The following is a 13,790-nucleotide window of genomic DNA, read 5'->3' on the forward strand; positions in this document are numbered from 1 at the left end:
AAGCCTGCATGCGGCCTTCGCAACATCCGGCCCGCCATGCAAACTTCTGTTACTCCTCCCCGCAAGACCGAGCTGGCGCGCCAGATGCTGGCGCCGGGCCAGCGCCAGTTGCCGCCCGCGTTGCGAGCGCTGCTGATCACCGTCGACGGCAAGCGCGACGCGCAGGAGCTGCAGCGCCTGGCCCGCGGGCTGGGCCTGGGCGACGACGGCCTGTCGCGGCTGGTCGACCAGGGCCTGGTGGAGCTGCCGCGGGCCCTCAAGCCTGCGGGGGCCACTGCGGCACCGACACCGACACCGACACCGGCGTCGGCATCGGCCTCGACATCGACGACGTCCGCGATCCAGGCCGTGGACGCCGACGAGGTCGCCGAAGCGGCCGCCCTGGCGCGCGAGGCGCAGGCGCGGGCCAAGCGCCTGGTCGCCACCAAGTTCTTCGCGCTGGACCTGGTCACGCGGATGCTGGCGGGCCGCGAGGGCGAGCTCCGCGACCTGGTCCGCCAGGTCGACACCGAGAGCCGCTTCCAGGATTGGGTCCACCACTGCTGCGAGCGCATCGAGGCGCATGCGGACGCCGAGCGCGCGGCGAAGTTCCGCGACAGCGTCGGCCAGACCCTCGCCGCCGGTTGAGCGGCCCGGCCGAGCGGGCCGCCCGCTAGGAGGTCAGCACGGCGACATACAGCTGCGCGACCTTCGGGTACTGGCGCAGGACGCGGCTGGCCGCCTCGAGGGTGACGCCGGTGTCGATGTGGTCATCGATGAGCAGCGCGTTCCATCGTCCCGGGTTGCGGATCTCGTCGTGCAGCGAGAAGGTGGCGACGAGCCACCCCAGCGTCTCTTCGCGGGTGGCGCAAGCGCGCGCCGCGCTGGCCTGCGGGGCCTTGAGCAGCAGGCGCTCGAACACCGGCACGCGCAGTTGCTGCCCCAGCGCGCGCGCCACCAGGGCCACGGGCTGCCAGGGCCGGGCGCGCGACGGCGGCATCGGCACGATGAAGCCGATCGGCCCGAGGCGCGGCAGCACGCGGAGGCGCAGCGCGCGGGCGAGCGGCTCGGCCTTCGAAAGGTCGCCGCGGTGCTTGAGCTGGAACAGCGCCTCGCCGACCTCGGTGCGGGTGGTCGTGATGCGCGGCCGCCCGGCCGGGTCCTCGCCGAGGTAGGCGCTGGCGAGCAGCGTCCGGTCCAGCACATAACCCTCGGTCCAGGGACCTTCGATCGGTCGCAGGGAGACATCCATCCGGCTGCCTTCAGGAGGTGGAAAGCCGGGTGGGTTGGTCCACCGCACGGGTGGTTCGACACCGCCCGGGGAGGGATGTCGCCGTTCAGGCTTGCGGACGCCGGGAGGCGACGCCTATGCTGGATGTTTCCTCGATCCGGGAGTCGCCATGAAGCCCACGCCCGCCGGTTGGCCGCGTCTGTCCAGCGCCGTGTTCTACGAGAGCGCCGCCAAGGCCATCCCCTGGCTGTGCGAGGCCTTCGGCTTCGAGCTGCAGCTGCGCATCGACGGCGACGACGGCTCGGTCGTCCACAGCCAGCTGACCTTCGGCGAGGCGCTGATCATGGTCGCCGAGGGCGGCGAAGGGCAGCGCTCGCAGCGCTTCGGCATCCCGCTGCGCAGCCCGAAGGGCGTCGGCGGCGCCAACACGCAGAGCCTGATGCTCTACGTCGACGATGCGCAGGCGCACTGCGAGCGCGCCCGCCGCGCGGGCGCCACCATCGTCCACGAGCCCAAGGTCGAGGACTACGGGCCCGAGTACTGGGCCGACAAGAACTACGGCGTGCTCGACCTCGACGGCCACCTGTGGTGGTTCGTGGAGCGCGTGCGCGGTTGAGCGCCAGAGCCGCGGCCGTCAGCCCTTGCGCTTGGCCAGCACCGCCTTGCCCACGCGCGACACCGGCGGGCGACCCAGCACGCCGGAGATGAAGGCGCCCGCATCGACCAGCTTGTCCAGGTCGATGCCGGTCTCGATGCCCAGGCCGTTCAGCAGGAACACCACGTCCTCGGTCGCGACGTTGCCGGTCGCGCCCTTCGCATACGGGCAGCCGCCCAGGCCGGCCACGCTGGCGTCGAAGGTGTGGATGCCGAGCTCCAGGCAGGCATAGATGTTGGTCAACGCCTGGCCGTAGGTGTCGTGGAAATGCCCGCTGACCTCGACCAGCGGGTAATGCTTCAGCGCCCGCGCCATCGCCGCCTGCACCTTGCGCGGCGTGCCCACGCCGATCGTGTCGGCGACGCCGAGGTGGTCGACGCCGATGTCCTTCATCAGCTTCACGACGCGCTCGACCTCGTCGGCCGAGACCTCGCCCTGGTAGGGGCAGCCGACCGCGCAGGACAGCGCGCCACGCACCTTGATGCCGGCCTCGTGGGCCGCGGCCACGACCGGGGCGAAGCGCTCGATGCTCTCGGCGATCGAGCAGTTGATGTTCTTCTGCGAGAAGGCCTCGGACGCGGCGGCGAAGACCACGATCTCATCGGGCCGGGTCGGCAGCGCGCCCTCCAGGCCCTTCATGTTGGGGACCAGCACGCTGTGGCGCACGCCGGGGCGGCGCTCGATGGCGGCCATCACGGCGGTGTTGTCGGCCATCTGCGGCACCCACTTCGGCGAGACGAAGCTGGTGACCTCGATCTCCTTCAGGCCCGCGTCCTGCAGCAGCGACACCAGCCGGGCCTTGTCGGCGGTGGCGACGGTGTCCTTCTCGTTCTGCAGGCCGTCGCGCGGGCCGACGTCGACCAGGGTGACTCGTGCGGGCAATGTGGTCATGGCGTGATCCTTGGGCTTCTGACGTATCGCGTGCGAGGTCTTCAGGCTGCCTGCAGCCGCAGCAGTTCAGCGCCATCGCCGACTTGGTCTCCGACCGCGAACAGCAACTCGGCCACGACGCCGTCGCGCGGCGCGGTGATCGTGTGTTCCATCTTCATCGCCTCCATCACCGCCAGCGGCTGACCCTTGGCGACCGTGTCCCCTGCCTGTGCCAGGAAGGCGACCAGTTTGCCGGGCATCGGCGCGGTCAGCCGGCCGCCTTCCGATCCCCCCTCGCCCGCATGGGCGATGACGTCGACCTCGGTCACCAGCGCCGAGCCGTGCGCGCCGAACACCGCCACCTGCTCGCCGACCTTGTAGGTCGACACCGCGACGCGCCGCTCATTCAGATGCAGCTCATGCCGCTCCGGCGAGGCCGAGCGCACCGCCAGCGCGATCGCCTCCCCGGCCGCGCCGCCCGGCAGCATCAACGACAGCCCGCCGTGATGGTGCCGCGACAGCAGCACCTGGTGATGCACGCCGTCGACGTCGAGCTCGAAGCGCCGCTGCGCCGCGCCGAACAGGCGCCAGCCATCGCGGCGGCTCCAGGGGTCGGCGGACTCGGTGGCCGACTCCTCGGCCAGCGTGTGCGCGACGACCGCGGCGGCGGCCTCGGCCAGCGGCAGACCGGGCTGGCCGAACAGCGCGTCCTTCTCGCGCTCGATCAGCGCGGTGTCCAGGTCGGCATGCGCGAAGGACGCCGTCGCCGCGCAGCGGCGCAGGAAGGCGACGTTGGTGTGCAGGCCCACGATGTGCGTGTCCCGCAGCGACGCGTCCAGCAGCGCCAGCGCCTGCTCGCGCGTCTCGCCCCAGACGATCAGCTTGGCGATCATCGAGTCGTAGAACGGACTGATCGCGTCGCCCTCCCCCACGCCCGAATCGATGCGCACCGCCGCGCGGCGGAAGGCCTCATGCGCCGGCCAGCGCGCCACCGACAGCGTGCCGGTCGCCGGCAGGAAACCGCCTTCGGGGTTCTCGGCGCAGATGCGGGCCTCGATCGCGTGGCCGTGCATGCGCAGTTCGTGCTGCTTGAGCGGCAGCGGCTCGCCGGCCGCGACGCGCAGCTGCCACTCCACCAGGTCCTGCCCGGTGATGGCCTCCGTCACCGGATGCTCGACCTGCAGCCGGGTGTTCATCTCCATGAAGTAGAACCGGCCGTCCTGCTCGGCGATGAACTCGACCGTGCCCGCGCCCTGATACCCGACCGCCTTCGCGGCCGCGACCGCGGCGGCGCCCATCTCGGCGCGGCGTTCGGCCGTCATGCCGGGCGCGGGCGCCTCCTCCAGCACCTTCTGATGGCGGCGCTGCACCGAGCAGTCGCGCTCGAACAGGTAGACGCACTCGCCGTGGCTGTCGCCGAAGACCTGGATCTCGATGTGACGCGGCCGCTGGACGTAACGCTCGATCAGCACCGCGTCGTCGCCGAAGCTGTTGATCGCCTCGCGCTTGCAGGACGCGAGCGCGGCCTCGAAGTCCTCGTCCGCATGCACCGCCCGCATGCCCTTGCCGCCACCGCCCGCGCTCGCCTTGATCAGCACCGGATAGCCGATGCGCCGGGCCTCGCGGCGCAGCAGCGCGGGATCCTGATCGGCGCCGTGATAGCCCGGCACCAGCGGCACGCCGGCCTGCTCCATCAGGCGCTTGGATTCCGCCTTCAGCCCCATCGCCTGGATCGCCGACGGCGGCGGGCCGATGAACACGAGACCCGCGTCCGCGCAAGCCTGCGCGAACTCCTCGTTCTCGCTGAGGAAGCCGTAGCCCGGATGGACGGCCTGCGCGCCAGTGGCCTTCGCGGCATCCAGGATGCGCTGCCACTGCAGGTAGCTGTCGCGCGGCGCGGGGCCGCCGATGCGAACGGCCTCGTCGCAGGCGCGGACGTGGCGCGCATTCGCGTCGGCATCGGAATAGACGGCGACCGTCTTGACGCCCAGGCGCCGGGCGGTGGCGGCCACGCGGCAGGCGATTTCACCGCGGTTGGCGATCAGGATCTTCTTGAACACGGGTGTCTCCTCATGCTGTCAGGTCCTCGGCGCGCCGCGGCTTGTGACCGCGGGCGCCGGGTGCGCTCGAATGGCGCGCAAAGCCGCGCAAGGGCGCGATCAGTGACGATGGCCGCAGGACGCTGCGGCGCCCTCGCCCGCAGGCGCGCAGCCGGCGCGATCACCGCCGGCATCGGCGCTCAGCCCGGCCTCGGTCGCGCAGTGCATGCCCAGGCGCGCGATCAACTGGCGGTCCTTCTCGGCTTGCGGATTGCTCGTCGTCAGCAGCTTGTCGCCGTAGAACATGCTGTTCGCGCCGGCCAGGAAGCACAGCGACTGCATGGTCTCTGGCATCTCCTCGCGGCCGGCGGACAGCCGCACCATCGCGCGCGGCATCGTGATGCGGGCCACCGCGATCGTGCGGATGAACTCGAACGGATCCAGCGCGGCGGTGCCCGCCAGCGGCGTGCCCTCGACCTGCACCAGGTTGTTGATGGGCACCGACTCCGGATACGGATCCAGGTTGGCCAGCTGCGCGATCAGGCCGGCGCGCTGGCGGCGGGTCTCGCCCATGCCGACGATGCCGCCCGAGCACACCTTCAGGCCCACGCCGCGCACGCGCTCCAGCGTGTCCAGACGGTCCTGGTAGGTGCGCGTCGTGATGATCTGGCCGTAGAACTCTGGCGAGGTGTCCAGGTTGTGGTTGTAGTAGTCCAGGCCCGCCTCGCGCAGCTGCTCGGCCTGGCCGTCGCCCAGCATGCCGGCGGTCAGGCAGGTCTCCAGGCCCAGCGCCTTGACCTCGGTGATCATCTCGCCAATCGCCTCCAGGTGGCGCTCCTTGGGCGAGCGCCAGGCCGCGCCCATGCAGAAGCGGGTCGCGCCATTGGCCTTGGCGGCGCGGGCGGCTTCCATCACTTCCTCGAGCGGGATCAGCTTCTCGGCCTTCAGGCCGGTGTCGAAGTGCGCGGATTGCGGGCAGTACTTGCAGTCCTCCTCGCAGCCGCCGGTCTTGATCGACAGCAGCGTGGACAGCTGCACCGCGTTCGGGTCGAAGTGCTCGCGGTGGACCTGCTGCGCGCGGAACAGCAGGTCGTTGAACGGCAGCTCGAACAGCGCGGCGATCTCGTTGACGGTCCAGGGCTTGGCGTTGCGACGCAGTTCGTCGGTGGTCGGGGTCAGCGTCTGGATCTGGTTGACGGTCTGCTTCATCGTCATGCTTTCAAGGCGTTCAGCAGCAGCGCTTGCTGCAGGTGCGCGGCCACGGCCGCGGGAGAGGGATCGGGAAGGCGGGGCACATGGCCCCAGCACGGCGCGCCCAGGGCCTGGTCGAGGCCGGCGCGCAAGGCGGCCAGATTGTCCGCCACATGAGCCTGGTGGGGGTCGGCGGTGTTGGCGACCCAGCCGGCCAGGCGCAGCCCGCGCGCGAGGATGGCTTCGGCTGTCAGCAGCGCATGGTTGATGCAGCCCAGCCGCAGGCCGACGACCAGCACCACCGGCATCGCCAGGTCGACGGCCAGGTCGGCCGTATCCCAGTCGCCGGTGAGCGGCACGCGGAAACCGCCGACGCCTTCGATCAACGCGAAGTCGCCCTTGGCCGCCGAGCGCCGGATCGCCGTCAGCAGCGCCAGGCGGTCGATCGCGCGGCCCTCGAGCCGCGCGGCGATGTGCGGCGCGCAAGGCTCGCGGAACTGCAGCGGGCCGACCTCGTCCATCGTCATGCCCTGGCGCTGCGCGGCGTGCAGCAAGGCGACGTCCTCGTTGACCCAGGCGTCGCCGGCGTCCTGCGTCTGGCCGGCCGCCAGCGACTTGATCGGCGTGACGTAGCGGCCCAGGTCGTCGAAGGCGCGCGTCAGGCCGGCGGTGATGCAGGTCTTGCCGATCTCGGTGTCGGTGCCGGTGATGAAGAAGCCATGCAGCGGATGCGGCGTCGTGGCCGGGTTCGGTGCCAGGGCATTCGTAAACGGGGTCATGCGCAGGCCTCCAGTGCGGCGAGCAGCCGGTCGACGTCGGCCTCGCTGTGGGTCGCGCACAGCGTGATGCGCAGCCGCGCCTCGCCCTTGGGCACGGTCGGCGGCCGGATGCCCGGCACGCGCAGGCCCTCGCGCTCCAGCGCGGCGGCCAGCGCCATCACCTCGGCATTGCCGCCGACGATCAGCGGCTGGATCGGCGTCTGCGAGTCGGCCAGCGTCCAGGTGAGCGTCGGATGGCGCTCGAGCAGCGCGCCGATGCCGGCGCGCAACCGGGCCTGCAGGGCGCGCAGCGCGGCGCGGCGCTGCGCACCGACCTCGCCGCGGATCAGGTCGAGGCTGGTGAGCAGCGCGTGCTCCACCGCCGGCGGCGAGGCGGTCGAGAAGATGTAGTTGCGAGCCGCCTGCAGCAGGTAGTCGGTGACCGTCCGATGCGCGACGACGAAGGCGCCCGCCAGCCCCGCCGCCTTGCCCAGCGTGCCCACCAGGATCAGCCGCTCGCTGCGCAGCCGGAAGTGTTCCAGCGTGCCAACACCGGTCTCGCCGAGCACGCCCAGCCCATGGGCGTCGTCGACGATCAGCCAGGCGTCGAAGTCCTCGGCGGCCTGCAGCAGCGCGGGCAGCGGCGCGATGTCGCCGTCCATGCTGAAGACCGCATCGGTGACGATCAGCTTGATGCGCGCGCTGCTCGCGCCGAGCTGCGCGCGCAGGTCCTCGACATCGCAATGCGCGTAGCGCGACACCCTGGCCTTGGCCAGCCGCGTGCCATCGATCAGCGAGGCATGGTTCAGCGCCTCGCTGAAGATCTCCGCGTCGGCATCGCCCAGTGCGGTCACGACCGCGAGGTTGGCCATGTAGCCGGTGCAGAAGCCGATCGCCTTGGCCTCGGGGATGTGCGGCTCGAACCAGCGGCCCAGCAGCGCCTCGACCTCGTGGTGCGCCCGCGAATGCCCGCTGACCAGCGGCGACGCGCCGGAGCCGCCGCCATACACCTGCGCGCCCTCCGCCAGCGCCTCGGTCACCGCCGGATGCGCGGCCAGGCCCAGGTAGTCGTTGCTGCAGAACATCGTCAGCTCGCGCGCGACGCCGTCGGCGCCGCGCACCGTCTGATGCGGCGCGGTGCCGGTCTCGGCGATGCGGGTGAAGCGCGTCAGGTCCTGGGCGCGGATCGCGTCCAGCTTGGCTTGCAGGTGATCAAGCAGCATGGACCACCTCCTCCAGCGTTGCGGCCACGGCCGCCGCGAGGAACTTCGCGGCGGGCTCGTCGATCAGGTAAGGCGGCATCAGGTACACGGTCTGGCCGATCGGACGGATCAGCAGCTCGTGCCGGCGCGCGGCGAGGTGGAACTTCTCGGCGAAGCGCTCGACGGGCACGGTCGTCGCCGGATTGATGTCGAAGGCCAGGATCATCCCGCGCTGACGCAGGTGCGTGATGCGCGGATCGGCCGCCAACGGCGCGAAGGCCTCGGCCAGCCACGCGGCCTGCTGCTGGTTGCGCTCGAGCTGGCCCGCGTCGAAGCGGTCCAGCACCGCGTTGGCCGCGGCGCAAGCCAGCGGATTGCCGGTGTAGCTGTGCGAGTGCAGGAAGCCGCGCGTCACGTCCTGGGACCAGAAGGCCTGGTAGACCTCGTCGGTCGTCAGCACCAGCGACAGCGCCATCGTGCCGCCGGTGATGCCCTTGGACAGCAGCAGGAAGTCGGGCCAGTCGGCCTTCGTGGCCGGTGCCGTCTGCTCCCAGGCGAAGAAGGTGCCGGTGCGGCCGCAGCCGACCGCGATCTCGTCGGCGATCAGGTGCACCTCGAACTCGGTGCACAGCGCGCGCAGCGCCTTCAGGTAGCTGGGCCCATACATCGACATGCCGGCCGCGCCCTGCACCAGCGGCTCGACGATGACGGCGGCGATGTGCTCATGCCGCTCGGCGAGCAGCGCGCGCATCTCATCGAGCGCCTGCGCCTCGTTGCCCAGGCGCTGGTCGGGCGAGGCCACGATGTGGCTGCGCATCAGCAGCGGGTCGTAGGCATCGCGGAAGATCGCGACGTCGGTGACCGCGAGCGCGCCGATGGTCTCGCCGTGATAACCGTTGCGCAGGCAGACGAACTCACGCTTGTCCGCGCGGCCGCGGTTGCGCCAGCTGTGGAAGCTCTGCTTGAGCGCGATCTCGACCGCCGAGGCGCCATCGCTGCCGAAGAACAGATGGCCCAGCGCGCCGCCGGTGCGCGCGGACAGGCGCTCGGCCAGGCGCACGGCCGGCTCGTGCGTGCAGCCGGCCAGCATCACGTGCGGCAGCGTATCGAGCTGCTGCTTGATCGCGTCGTTGAGGGCCCGGTCGGCGTGGCCGAACAGGTTGACCCACCACGAGCTGTTGGCGTCGAAATAGCGGCGGCCCTCGTGGTCGATCAACCAGGGGCCCTCGCCGCGGGCGATCGGCAGCGGCGGCACGTCCTGCGCGCGCGCCATCTGCGTGCACGGGTGCCAGACCGCCGCGAGGCTGCGGCGCTGCCAGTCTTGTCGTACTGCTTCAGACATTCGGAACTCAGCTCTCGGGAAACAGCGGCGCGGCGCTCGAGCGGGGCGATCGCGACGCGTCCGTCAGGCCAGCCATGACGGCTTGCCCTTGGACAGGAAACTCTGCACGCCCTCGCGCCCTTCGGCGCTGGCGCGGATGTCGGCGATGCGGCGCGCGGTGTCGTCGCGCAGCGTCTCGGTGATGGGCGCGTGGGCCACGTCCTGCACCAGGCGCTTGCAGGCGCGCACCGCGGCCGGGCCGTTGGCCAGCAGCGACGCGACCAGCGCGTCGACCTTCGCATCGAGCGCCTCGGCGTCGGCGGCCAGTTCATGCACCAGGCCCAGGCGATGGGCCTCGGCGGCGGAGAAGCGCTCGGCGGTGACGAAGTAGCGACGCGAGGCCTGCTCGCCCAGCGCGCGCACCACGTAGGGACCGATGGTGGCGGGCAGCAGGCCGAGCTTGGCTTCGGACAGGCAGAAACCGGCAGCTTCGGACGCGACGACGATGTCGCAGACCGACACCAGCCCGACGCCGCCGGCGTAGACATCGCCCTGCACGCGCGCAATGACCGGCACCGGGCAGCGGTAGAGCGTCCACAGCATGTGGGCGAGGCGGCCGGCGTCGGCGTGGTTCTCGTCCCAGCTGTAGCTGGCCATCGCCTTCATCCAGTTCAGATCGGCGCCGGCGCAGAAGGCCTTGCCCTCGGCGGCCAGCACGATCGCGCGCAGCGACGGATCGGCGCCCAGGGCCTCGAACACCGCGGTCAGCTCGCCGATGACGGTGTCGTTGAAGGCGTTGCGCACATCCGGTCGGTTCAGCGTGACGCGCGCGACGGCGCCTTGCGGGCCGGAGCGCTCGACGCGCAGCGTGGTCGGGTTCGGGTCGGTCGAGGTCATGGCGATGATCGATGCGGAGGGACGATGGCGATGTCGGTGGCGCACGGGCCGGGGCTCACGGGGCGCTCCAGACGATGGTCCGGTTGATGGCGTAGAGGCGGCAGCGCTCCTCGCCATCGGTGAACTGGTCGCACAGCGCGAGCGCGCGCGATGCGGCGTCGTCGCCGACGGCCAGGCCCCAGTGGCTGCCGTTGGTGGCGAAGGCGCGCGGCTCCCTGGCCGCCAGGAACTTGCGATAACCGTTGACGATGCGGCCGTCGGCCGGCAACGCGGCCGTGTCCTCCACCGCGCCGCTGCCGACGCCGGCCACCCGCAGCGCGCCAGGGATGGGGAAGCCGAGCGGCTTGAGGAATTCGTCGACGACCGGTTGCCAGACGTCGTTGCCCTTGGCGAAGAGCTGGTGACCGTCCTCGCCGAAGGCGGGCATGAGCCGCGTCTGCGCCAGCCCACCGGCGTCGCGGTAGGCCGCGGACCAGCGCTCCTGGTAGCGGGGTGCGATGAAGCGGTCGTTCTCGGTGAAGACCCACAGCGTCGGCACCGGGTGGCCGCCTTGCGCGGCGCGCCGGCCGAAGTCGGCGAAGCGGCGGGCAAGCTCGTCGGGCCGGCAGGGCTCGCCGGTGTGGGTGTCGGGGTTGCCGCCATGACCTCCGGCGAAGTCGATCGCCGCGACGACACCGGGCAGCCGTTCGCCGGTCGCGGCCATCGTGGCGAAGCCGCCCAGCGATTGGCCGGCCAGCACGACGCGGCTGGCGTCGATGTCGGCGGCCGATTGCATGTGGCGCACCACCGCGGCCACCTGCGCAGCCGCGGCGGCGGCGGCGGCCTCATAGCGCGGCGCGTCGCAGCGGACGCTGGATTCGGGATCGCCGGCGCCCGCCAGCTCGCCGTAGCCGATGCGCGTGGGCACGGCCACGGCGAATCCCTTGCGCACGAAGAAGCGCGCGGCGCCTTCCAGGCGCTGGCGCTTCATCGCCGCCCGGTCCTGCTCGGAGACCGGCCGGCCATGATTCAGCACCGCCAGCGGGAACGGCCCGGGACCGGCCGGGCGGAAGGTCGTCACGATCAGCTCGGCGTCGATGCGGCGGCCCTGGTGGTTCTCGACCGAGACCGGCACGCGGATCACCGCTTCGCGGATGTCGTTGGCCAGTCGGGGCGGCGAGCCGGTCGCGGAGGCCGCGGGCGGCAGGTCGCCGGTGGTCGCGTCCTGCGCGCGCGCGGCGGACGGCACGCCGAGAACGAGTCCGCCTCCGAGCAAGGCCGCCAAGCCCAGCACGGCGAAACGCGACGTGCCCCATCCCGTGCCGGTGCCGGCGCCATCAATGATCGTGCGGTGCTTGACGCTCATGGGTGGGCCTCCGTCGACGCCGTGGGGCCGAGCGCCTTGCGCATCAGCACGCTGCGGTAGGTCTTGCCAGCCCACTGCACGTCGCCGATCCGCGCGTAGCCGCGGCGCTCGTAGCGGCGGCGCAGGGCTTCGGCGGGCACGGCCGTATCGAGCGCGACGTGCGCATAGCCCTGCGCGTGCGCCCAGTCCTCGGCGATGTCCATCAACCGCTCGGCCACGCCCTGGCCGCGGCACGCCGGATGCACCGCCAGCTGCGCCAGGATCGCCGTGTCGGGCTGCGTGTAGCAGTCCGGCACCGGGTCGCCGAGGTAGCGCCCATCGGGCCGCTTCGGCGGCGCGATGGTCACCGTGCCCACGAGCTCGCCCGAAGCGCTCAGCGCCACGAAGGCCTGGCCGGCCTCGACCCGCTCGCGGGTGGTCTGCACGCTCTGGTTCACCGCCGTGAAGTTCCAGCCCTGCGCCGCCAGCGACGCATAGGAGGCGTGCAGCAGCGCGGTCAGCGCCTCGATCGAATCGGTGGCGGCAAGCGGTCGCAGGGTGATGGCGGTCATCGTCGGAGCGTGGGCAGCGGTCGGAGGCCGGACCTTACATCCGGAACACGCCGAACTTCGTCTCGGGGATCTCGGCGTTCAGCGCGGCGGACAGGCCCAGCGCCAGCACGCGGCGGGTGTCGGCCGGATCGATCACGCCGTCGTCCCACAGGCGGGCGCTGGCGTAGTACGGATGACCCTGGTCCTCGTACTGCTGGCGGATCGGCGCCTTGAACGCCTCTTCCTCGTCGGCGGACCACTGGCCGCCCTTGGCCTCGATGCCGTCGCGCTTGACGGTGGCCAGCACCGACGCGGCCTGCTCGCCGCCCATCACCGAAATGCGGGCGTTGGGCCACATCCAGAGGAAGCGCGGCGAATAGGCGCGGCCGCACATGCCGTAGTTCCCGGCGCCGAAGCTGCCGCCGATGATCACGGTGAACTTGGGCACCTGCGCGCAGGCCACGGCCGTCACCATCTTGGCGCCGGCGCGGGCGATGCCCTCGTTCTCGTACTTGCGGCCGACCATGAAGCCGGTGATGTTCTGCAGGAACACCAGCGGGATCTTGCGCTGGCAGCACAGCTCGATGAAGTGGGCGCCCTTGTTGGCGCTCTCGGCGAAAAGGATGCCGTTGTTGGCCACGATGCCCACGGGCATGCCCTCGATGTAGGCGAAGCCGCAGACCAGCGTGTTGCCGTAGCGGGCCTTGAATTCGTCGAACTCGCTGCCATCGACGATGCGGGCGATGACCTCGCGCACGTCGAAGGGCTTGCGGGTGTCGGTCGGGATCACGCCGTGCAGTTCGGCCGGGTCGTAGGCGGGCGGCTTGGGCGGCTGGGTCAGCAGCTCGCCCCGCTTGCGCCAGTTGAGGCGGGCCACCGACTGGCGCGCGATCGCCAGCGCGTGGGTGTCGTTCTCGGCCAGGTGATCGGCCACGCCGGACAGGCGCGTGTGGACATCGCCGCCGCCCAGGTCCTCGGCGCTGACCACCTCGCCGGTGGCTGCCTTCACCAGCGGCGGGCCGCCCAGGAAGATCGTGCCCTGGTTCCTGACGATGACGGTCTCGTCGCTCATCGCCGGCACGTAGGCGCCGCCGGCGGTGCAGGAGCCCATCACCACGGCGATCTGCGGGATGCCCTTGGCCGAGAGGTTGGCCTGGTTGAAGAAGATGCGGCCGAAGTGGTCGCGGTCCGGGAAGACCTCGTCCTGGTTGGGCAGGTTGGCGCCGCCGCTGTCGACCAGGTAGATGCACGGGAGGCGGTTCTGGTCCGCGATCTCCTGCGCGCGCAGGTGCTTCTTGACGGTGATCGGGTAGTAGGTGCCGCCCTTGACGGTGGCGTCGTTGCAGACGATCACGCACTCGACGCCCGAGACGCGGCCGATGCCCGCGATCACGCCGCCGCCCGGCGCGGCGTTGTCATACATGTCCAGGCCCGCGAGCGGGGCCAATTCCAGGAAGGGCGTGCCCGGATCCAGCAGCATCTCGACGCGGTCGCGCGGCAGCAGCTTGCCGCGCCCGACGTGCTTGGCCCGCGCGGCCTCGCCCCCGCCTTCGGCGATGCGGGCCAGGCGGGCGTTGAGGTCGTCGATCAAACCGCGCATCGCGTCCGCGTTGGCCTTGAAGTCGGCCGAGCGGGCGTTGAGCTTGGTGGACAGCTGGGGCATGGTGAGGGGTCTCCGGGCATCTGCGCTCAACGGCCGGCATGGCCGCTGAAACGCTCATATGAGCCGCGCTCAATTCTGTGGAGCGAGCGCTGGTGGGGCGCCGCCACCC

General features: G+C 71.4%; 13 protein-coding genes. 2 read left to right on the top strand and 11 right to left on the bottom strand.

Annotated features, from left to right (window positions below):
* Positions 1 to 36: 36 nt before the first annotated feature.
* Positions 37 to 627 (top strand): hypothetical protein, encoded by a 591-nt coding sequence (locus tag ACTJKJ_RS06225; RefSeq protein ID WP_440819907.1) that lies wholly within the window; start codon positions 37 to 39, stop codon positions 625 to 627.
* Between the two features lie 25 nt (positions 628 to 652).
* On the opposite strand, the gene ACTJKJ_RS06230 is transcribed toward ACTJKJ_RS06225, so the two are convergent.
* A complete protein-coding gene (locus tag ACTJKJ_RS06230; RefSeq protein WP_440819908.1) occupies positions 653 to 1,231 on the bottom strand; it encodes a ComF family protein in 579 nt (192 codons plus the stop codon).
* Between the two features lie 148 nt (positions 1,232 to 1,379).
* Here ACTJKJ_RS06230 and ACTJKJ_RS06235 point away from each other — a divergent pair, with 148 nt between their 5' ends.
* Positions 1,380 to 1,826, top strand: a complete 447-nt coding sequence (locus tag ACTJKJ_RS06235; RefSeq protein WP_440819909.1) for a VOC family protein — start codon at positions 1,380 to 1,382, stop codon at positions 1,824 to 1,826.
* An 18-nt stretch (positions 1,827 to 1,844) separates the two neighbouring features.
* On the opposite strand, the gene ACTJKJ_RS06240 is transcribed toward ACTJKJ_RS06235, so the two are convergent.
* The 10 genes from ACTJKJ_RS06240 to ACTJKJ_RS06285 all read right to left on the bottom strand — a co-directional run bounded on the left by ACTJKJ_RS06240 (position 1,845) and on the right by ACTJKJ_RS06285 (position 13,681).
* Entirely contained in the window at positions 1,845 to 2,756 is a 912-nt protein-coding gene (locus ACTJKJ_RS06240; RefSeq protein ID WP_147241519.1) for a hydroxymethylglutaryl-CoA lyase, read from the bottom strand.
* A 41-nt stretch (positions 2,757 to 2,797) separates the two neighbouring features.
* Positions 2,798 to 4,795: an acetyl-CoA carboxylase biotin carboxylase subunit gene (locus ACTJKJ_RS06245; RefSeq protein ID WP_440819910.1), complete on the bottom strand. Its 1,998-nt coding sequence runs from the start codon at positions 4,793 to 4,795 to the stop codon at positions 2,798 to 2,800.
* 99 nt (positions 4,796 to 4,894) lie between these two features.
* Positions 4,895 to 5,989 carry a biotin synthase BioB gene (gene bioB / locus ACTJKJ_RS06250; protein WP_440819911.1) on the bottom strand — a complete coding sequence of 365 codons (1,095 nt, stop codon included), beginning with the start codon at positions 5,987 to 5,989 and terminating at the stop codon, positions 4,895 to 4,897.
* Positions 5,986 to 6,744, bottom strand: coding sequence for a dethiobiotin synthase (bioD, locus tag ACTJKJ_RS06255; RefSeq protein ID WP_440819912.1), 759 nt, complete (start codon positions 6,742 to 6,744; stop codon positions 5,986 to 5,988). The genes bioB and bioD overlap by 4 nt, the downstream gene beginning before the upstream one ends.
* Entirely contained in the window at positions 6,741 to 7,946 is a 1,206-nt protein-coding gene (gene bioF / locus ACTJKJ_RS06260) for an 8-amino-7-oxononanoate synthase (protein WP_440819913.1), read from the bottom strand. The genes bioD and bioF overlap by 4 nt, the downstream gene beginning before the upstream one ends.
* A complete protein-coding gene (bioA, locus tag ACTJKJ_RS06265; protein WP_440819914.1) occupies positions 7,936 to 9,267 on the bottom strand; it encodes an adenosylmethionine--8-amino-7-oxononanoate transaminase in 1,332 nt (443 codons plus the stop codon). The genes bioF and bioA overlap by 11 nt, the downstream gene beginning before the upstream one ends.
* Positions 9,268 to 9,330: 63 nt before the next feature.
* Complete coding sequence (locus ACTJKJ_RS06270; RefSeq protein ID WP_440819915.1) at positions 9,331 to 10,143, bottom strand: enoyl-CoA hydratase/isomerase family protein; 813 nt, start codon at positions 10,141 to 10,143, stop codon at positions 9,331 to 9,333.
* Positions 10,144 to 10,198: 55 nt separating this feature from the next.
* A complete protein-coding gene (locus tag ACTJKJ_RS06275; RefSeq protein WP_440819916.1) occupies positions 10,199 to 11,488 on the bottom strand; it encodes an alpha/beta hydrolase family protein in 1,290 nt (429 codons plus the stop codon).
* Positions 11,485 to 12,039, bottom strand: coding sequence for a GNAT family N-acetyltransferase (locus ACTJKJ_RS06280; RefSeq protein WP_440819917.1), 555 nt, complete (start codon positions 12,037 to 12,039; stop codon positions 11,485 to 11,487). Before ACTJKJ_RS06280 ends, ACTJKJ_RS06275 begins: the two co-directional genes overlap by 4 nt.
* Positions 12,040 to 12,073: 34 nt before the next feature.
* Positions 12,074 to 13,681, bottom strand: coding sequence for a carboxyl transferase domain-containing protein (locus tag ACTJKJ_RS06285; RefSeq protein WP_440819918.1), 1,608 nt, complete (start codon positions 13,679 to 13,681; stop codon positions 12,074 to 12,076).
* Positions 13,682 to 13,790 lie beyond the last annotated feature (109 nt).

Origin of the sequence: Roseateles sp. 22389, assembly GCF_052044995.1 — a bacterium.
Classification (GTDB): domain Bacteria; phylum Pseudomonadota; class Gammaproteobacteria; order Burkholderiales; family Burkholderiaceae_C; genus Roseateles.

What these genes read in the sequence shown, in the direction of transcription:
- ACTJKJ_RS06225 (WP_440819907.1), top strand. Translation starts at nt 37, where the DNA reads ATGCAAACTTCTGTTACTCCTCCCCGCAAGACCGAGCTGGCGCGCCAG.
- ACTJKJ_RS06230 (WP_440819908.1), bottom strand. Translation starts at nt 1,231, where the DNA reads ATGGATGTCTCCCTGCGACCGATCGAAGGTCCCTGGACCGAGGGTTAT.
- ACTJKJ_RS06235 (WP_440819909.1), top strand. Translation starts at nt 1,380, where the DNA reads ATGAAGCCCACGCCCGCCGGTTGGCCGCGTCTGTCCAGCGCCGTGTTC.
- ACTJKJ_RS06240 (WP_147241519.1), bottom strand. Translation starts at nt 2,756, where the DNA reads ATGACCACATTGCCCGCACGAGTCACCCTGGTCGACGTCGGCCCGCGC.
- bioB (WP_440819911.1), bottom strand. Translation starts at nt 5,989, where the DNA reads ATGACGATGAAGCAGACCGTCAACCAGATCCAGACGCTGACCCCGACC.
- bioD (WP_440819912.1), bottom strand. Translation starts at nt 6,744, where the DNA reads ATGACCCCGTTTACGAATGCCCTGGCACCGAACCCGGCCACGACGCCG.
- bioF (WP_440819913.1), bottom strand. Translation starts at nt 7,946, where the DNA reads ATGCTGCTTGATCACCTGCAAGCCAAGCTGGACGCGATCCGCGCCCAG.
- bioA (WP_440819914.1), bottom strand. Translation starts at nt 9,267, where the DNA reads ATGTCTGAAGCAGTACGACAAGACTGGCAGCGCCGCAGCCTCGCGGCG.
- ACTJKJ_RS06270 (WP_440819915.1), bottom strand. Translation starts at nt 10,143, where the DNA reads ATGACCTCGACCGACCCGAACCCGACCACGCTGCGCGTCGAGCGCTCC.
- ACTJKJ_RS06275 (WP_440819916.1), bottom strand. Translation starts at nt 11,488, where the DNA reads ATGAGCGTCAAGCACCGCACGATCATTGATGGCGCCGGCACCGGCACG.
- ACTJKJ_RS06280 (WP_440819917.1), bottom strand. Translation starts at nt 12,039, where the DNA reads ATGACCGCCATCACCCTGCGACCGCTTGCCGCCACCGATTCGATCGAG.
- ACTJKJ_RS06285 (WP_440819918.1), bottom strand. Translation starts at nt 13,681, where the DNA reads ATGCCCCAGCTGTCCACCAAGCTCAACGCCCGCTCGGCCGACTTCAAG.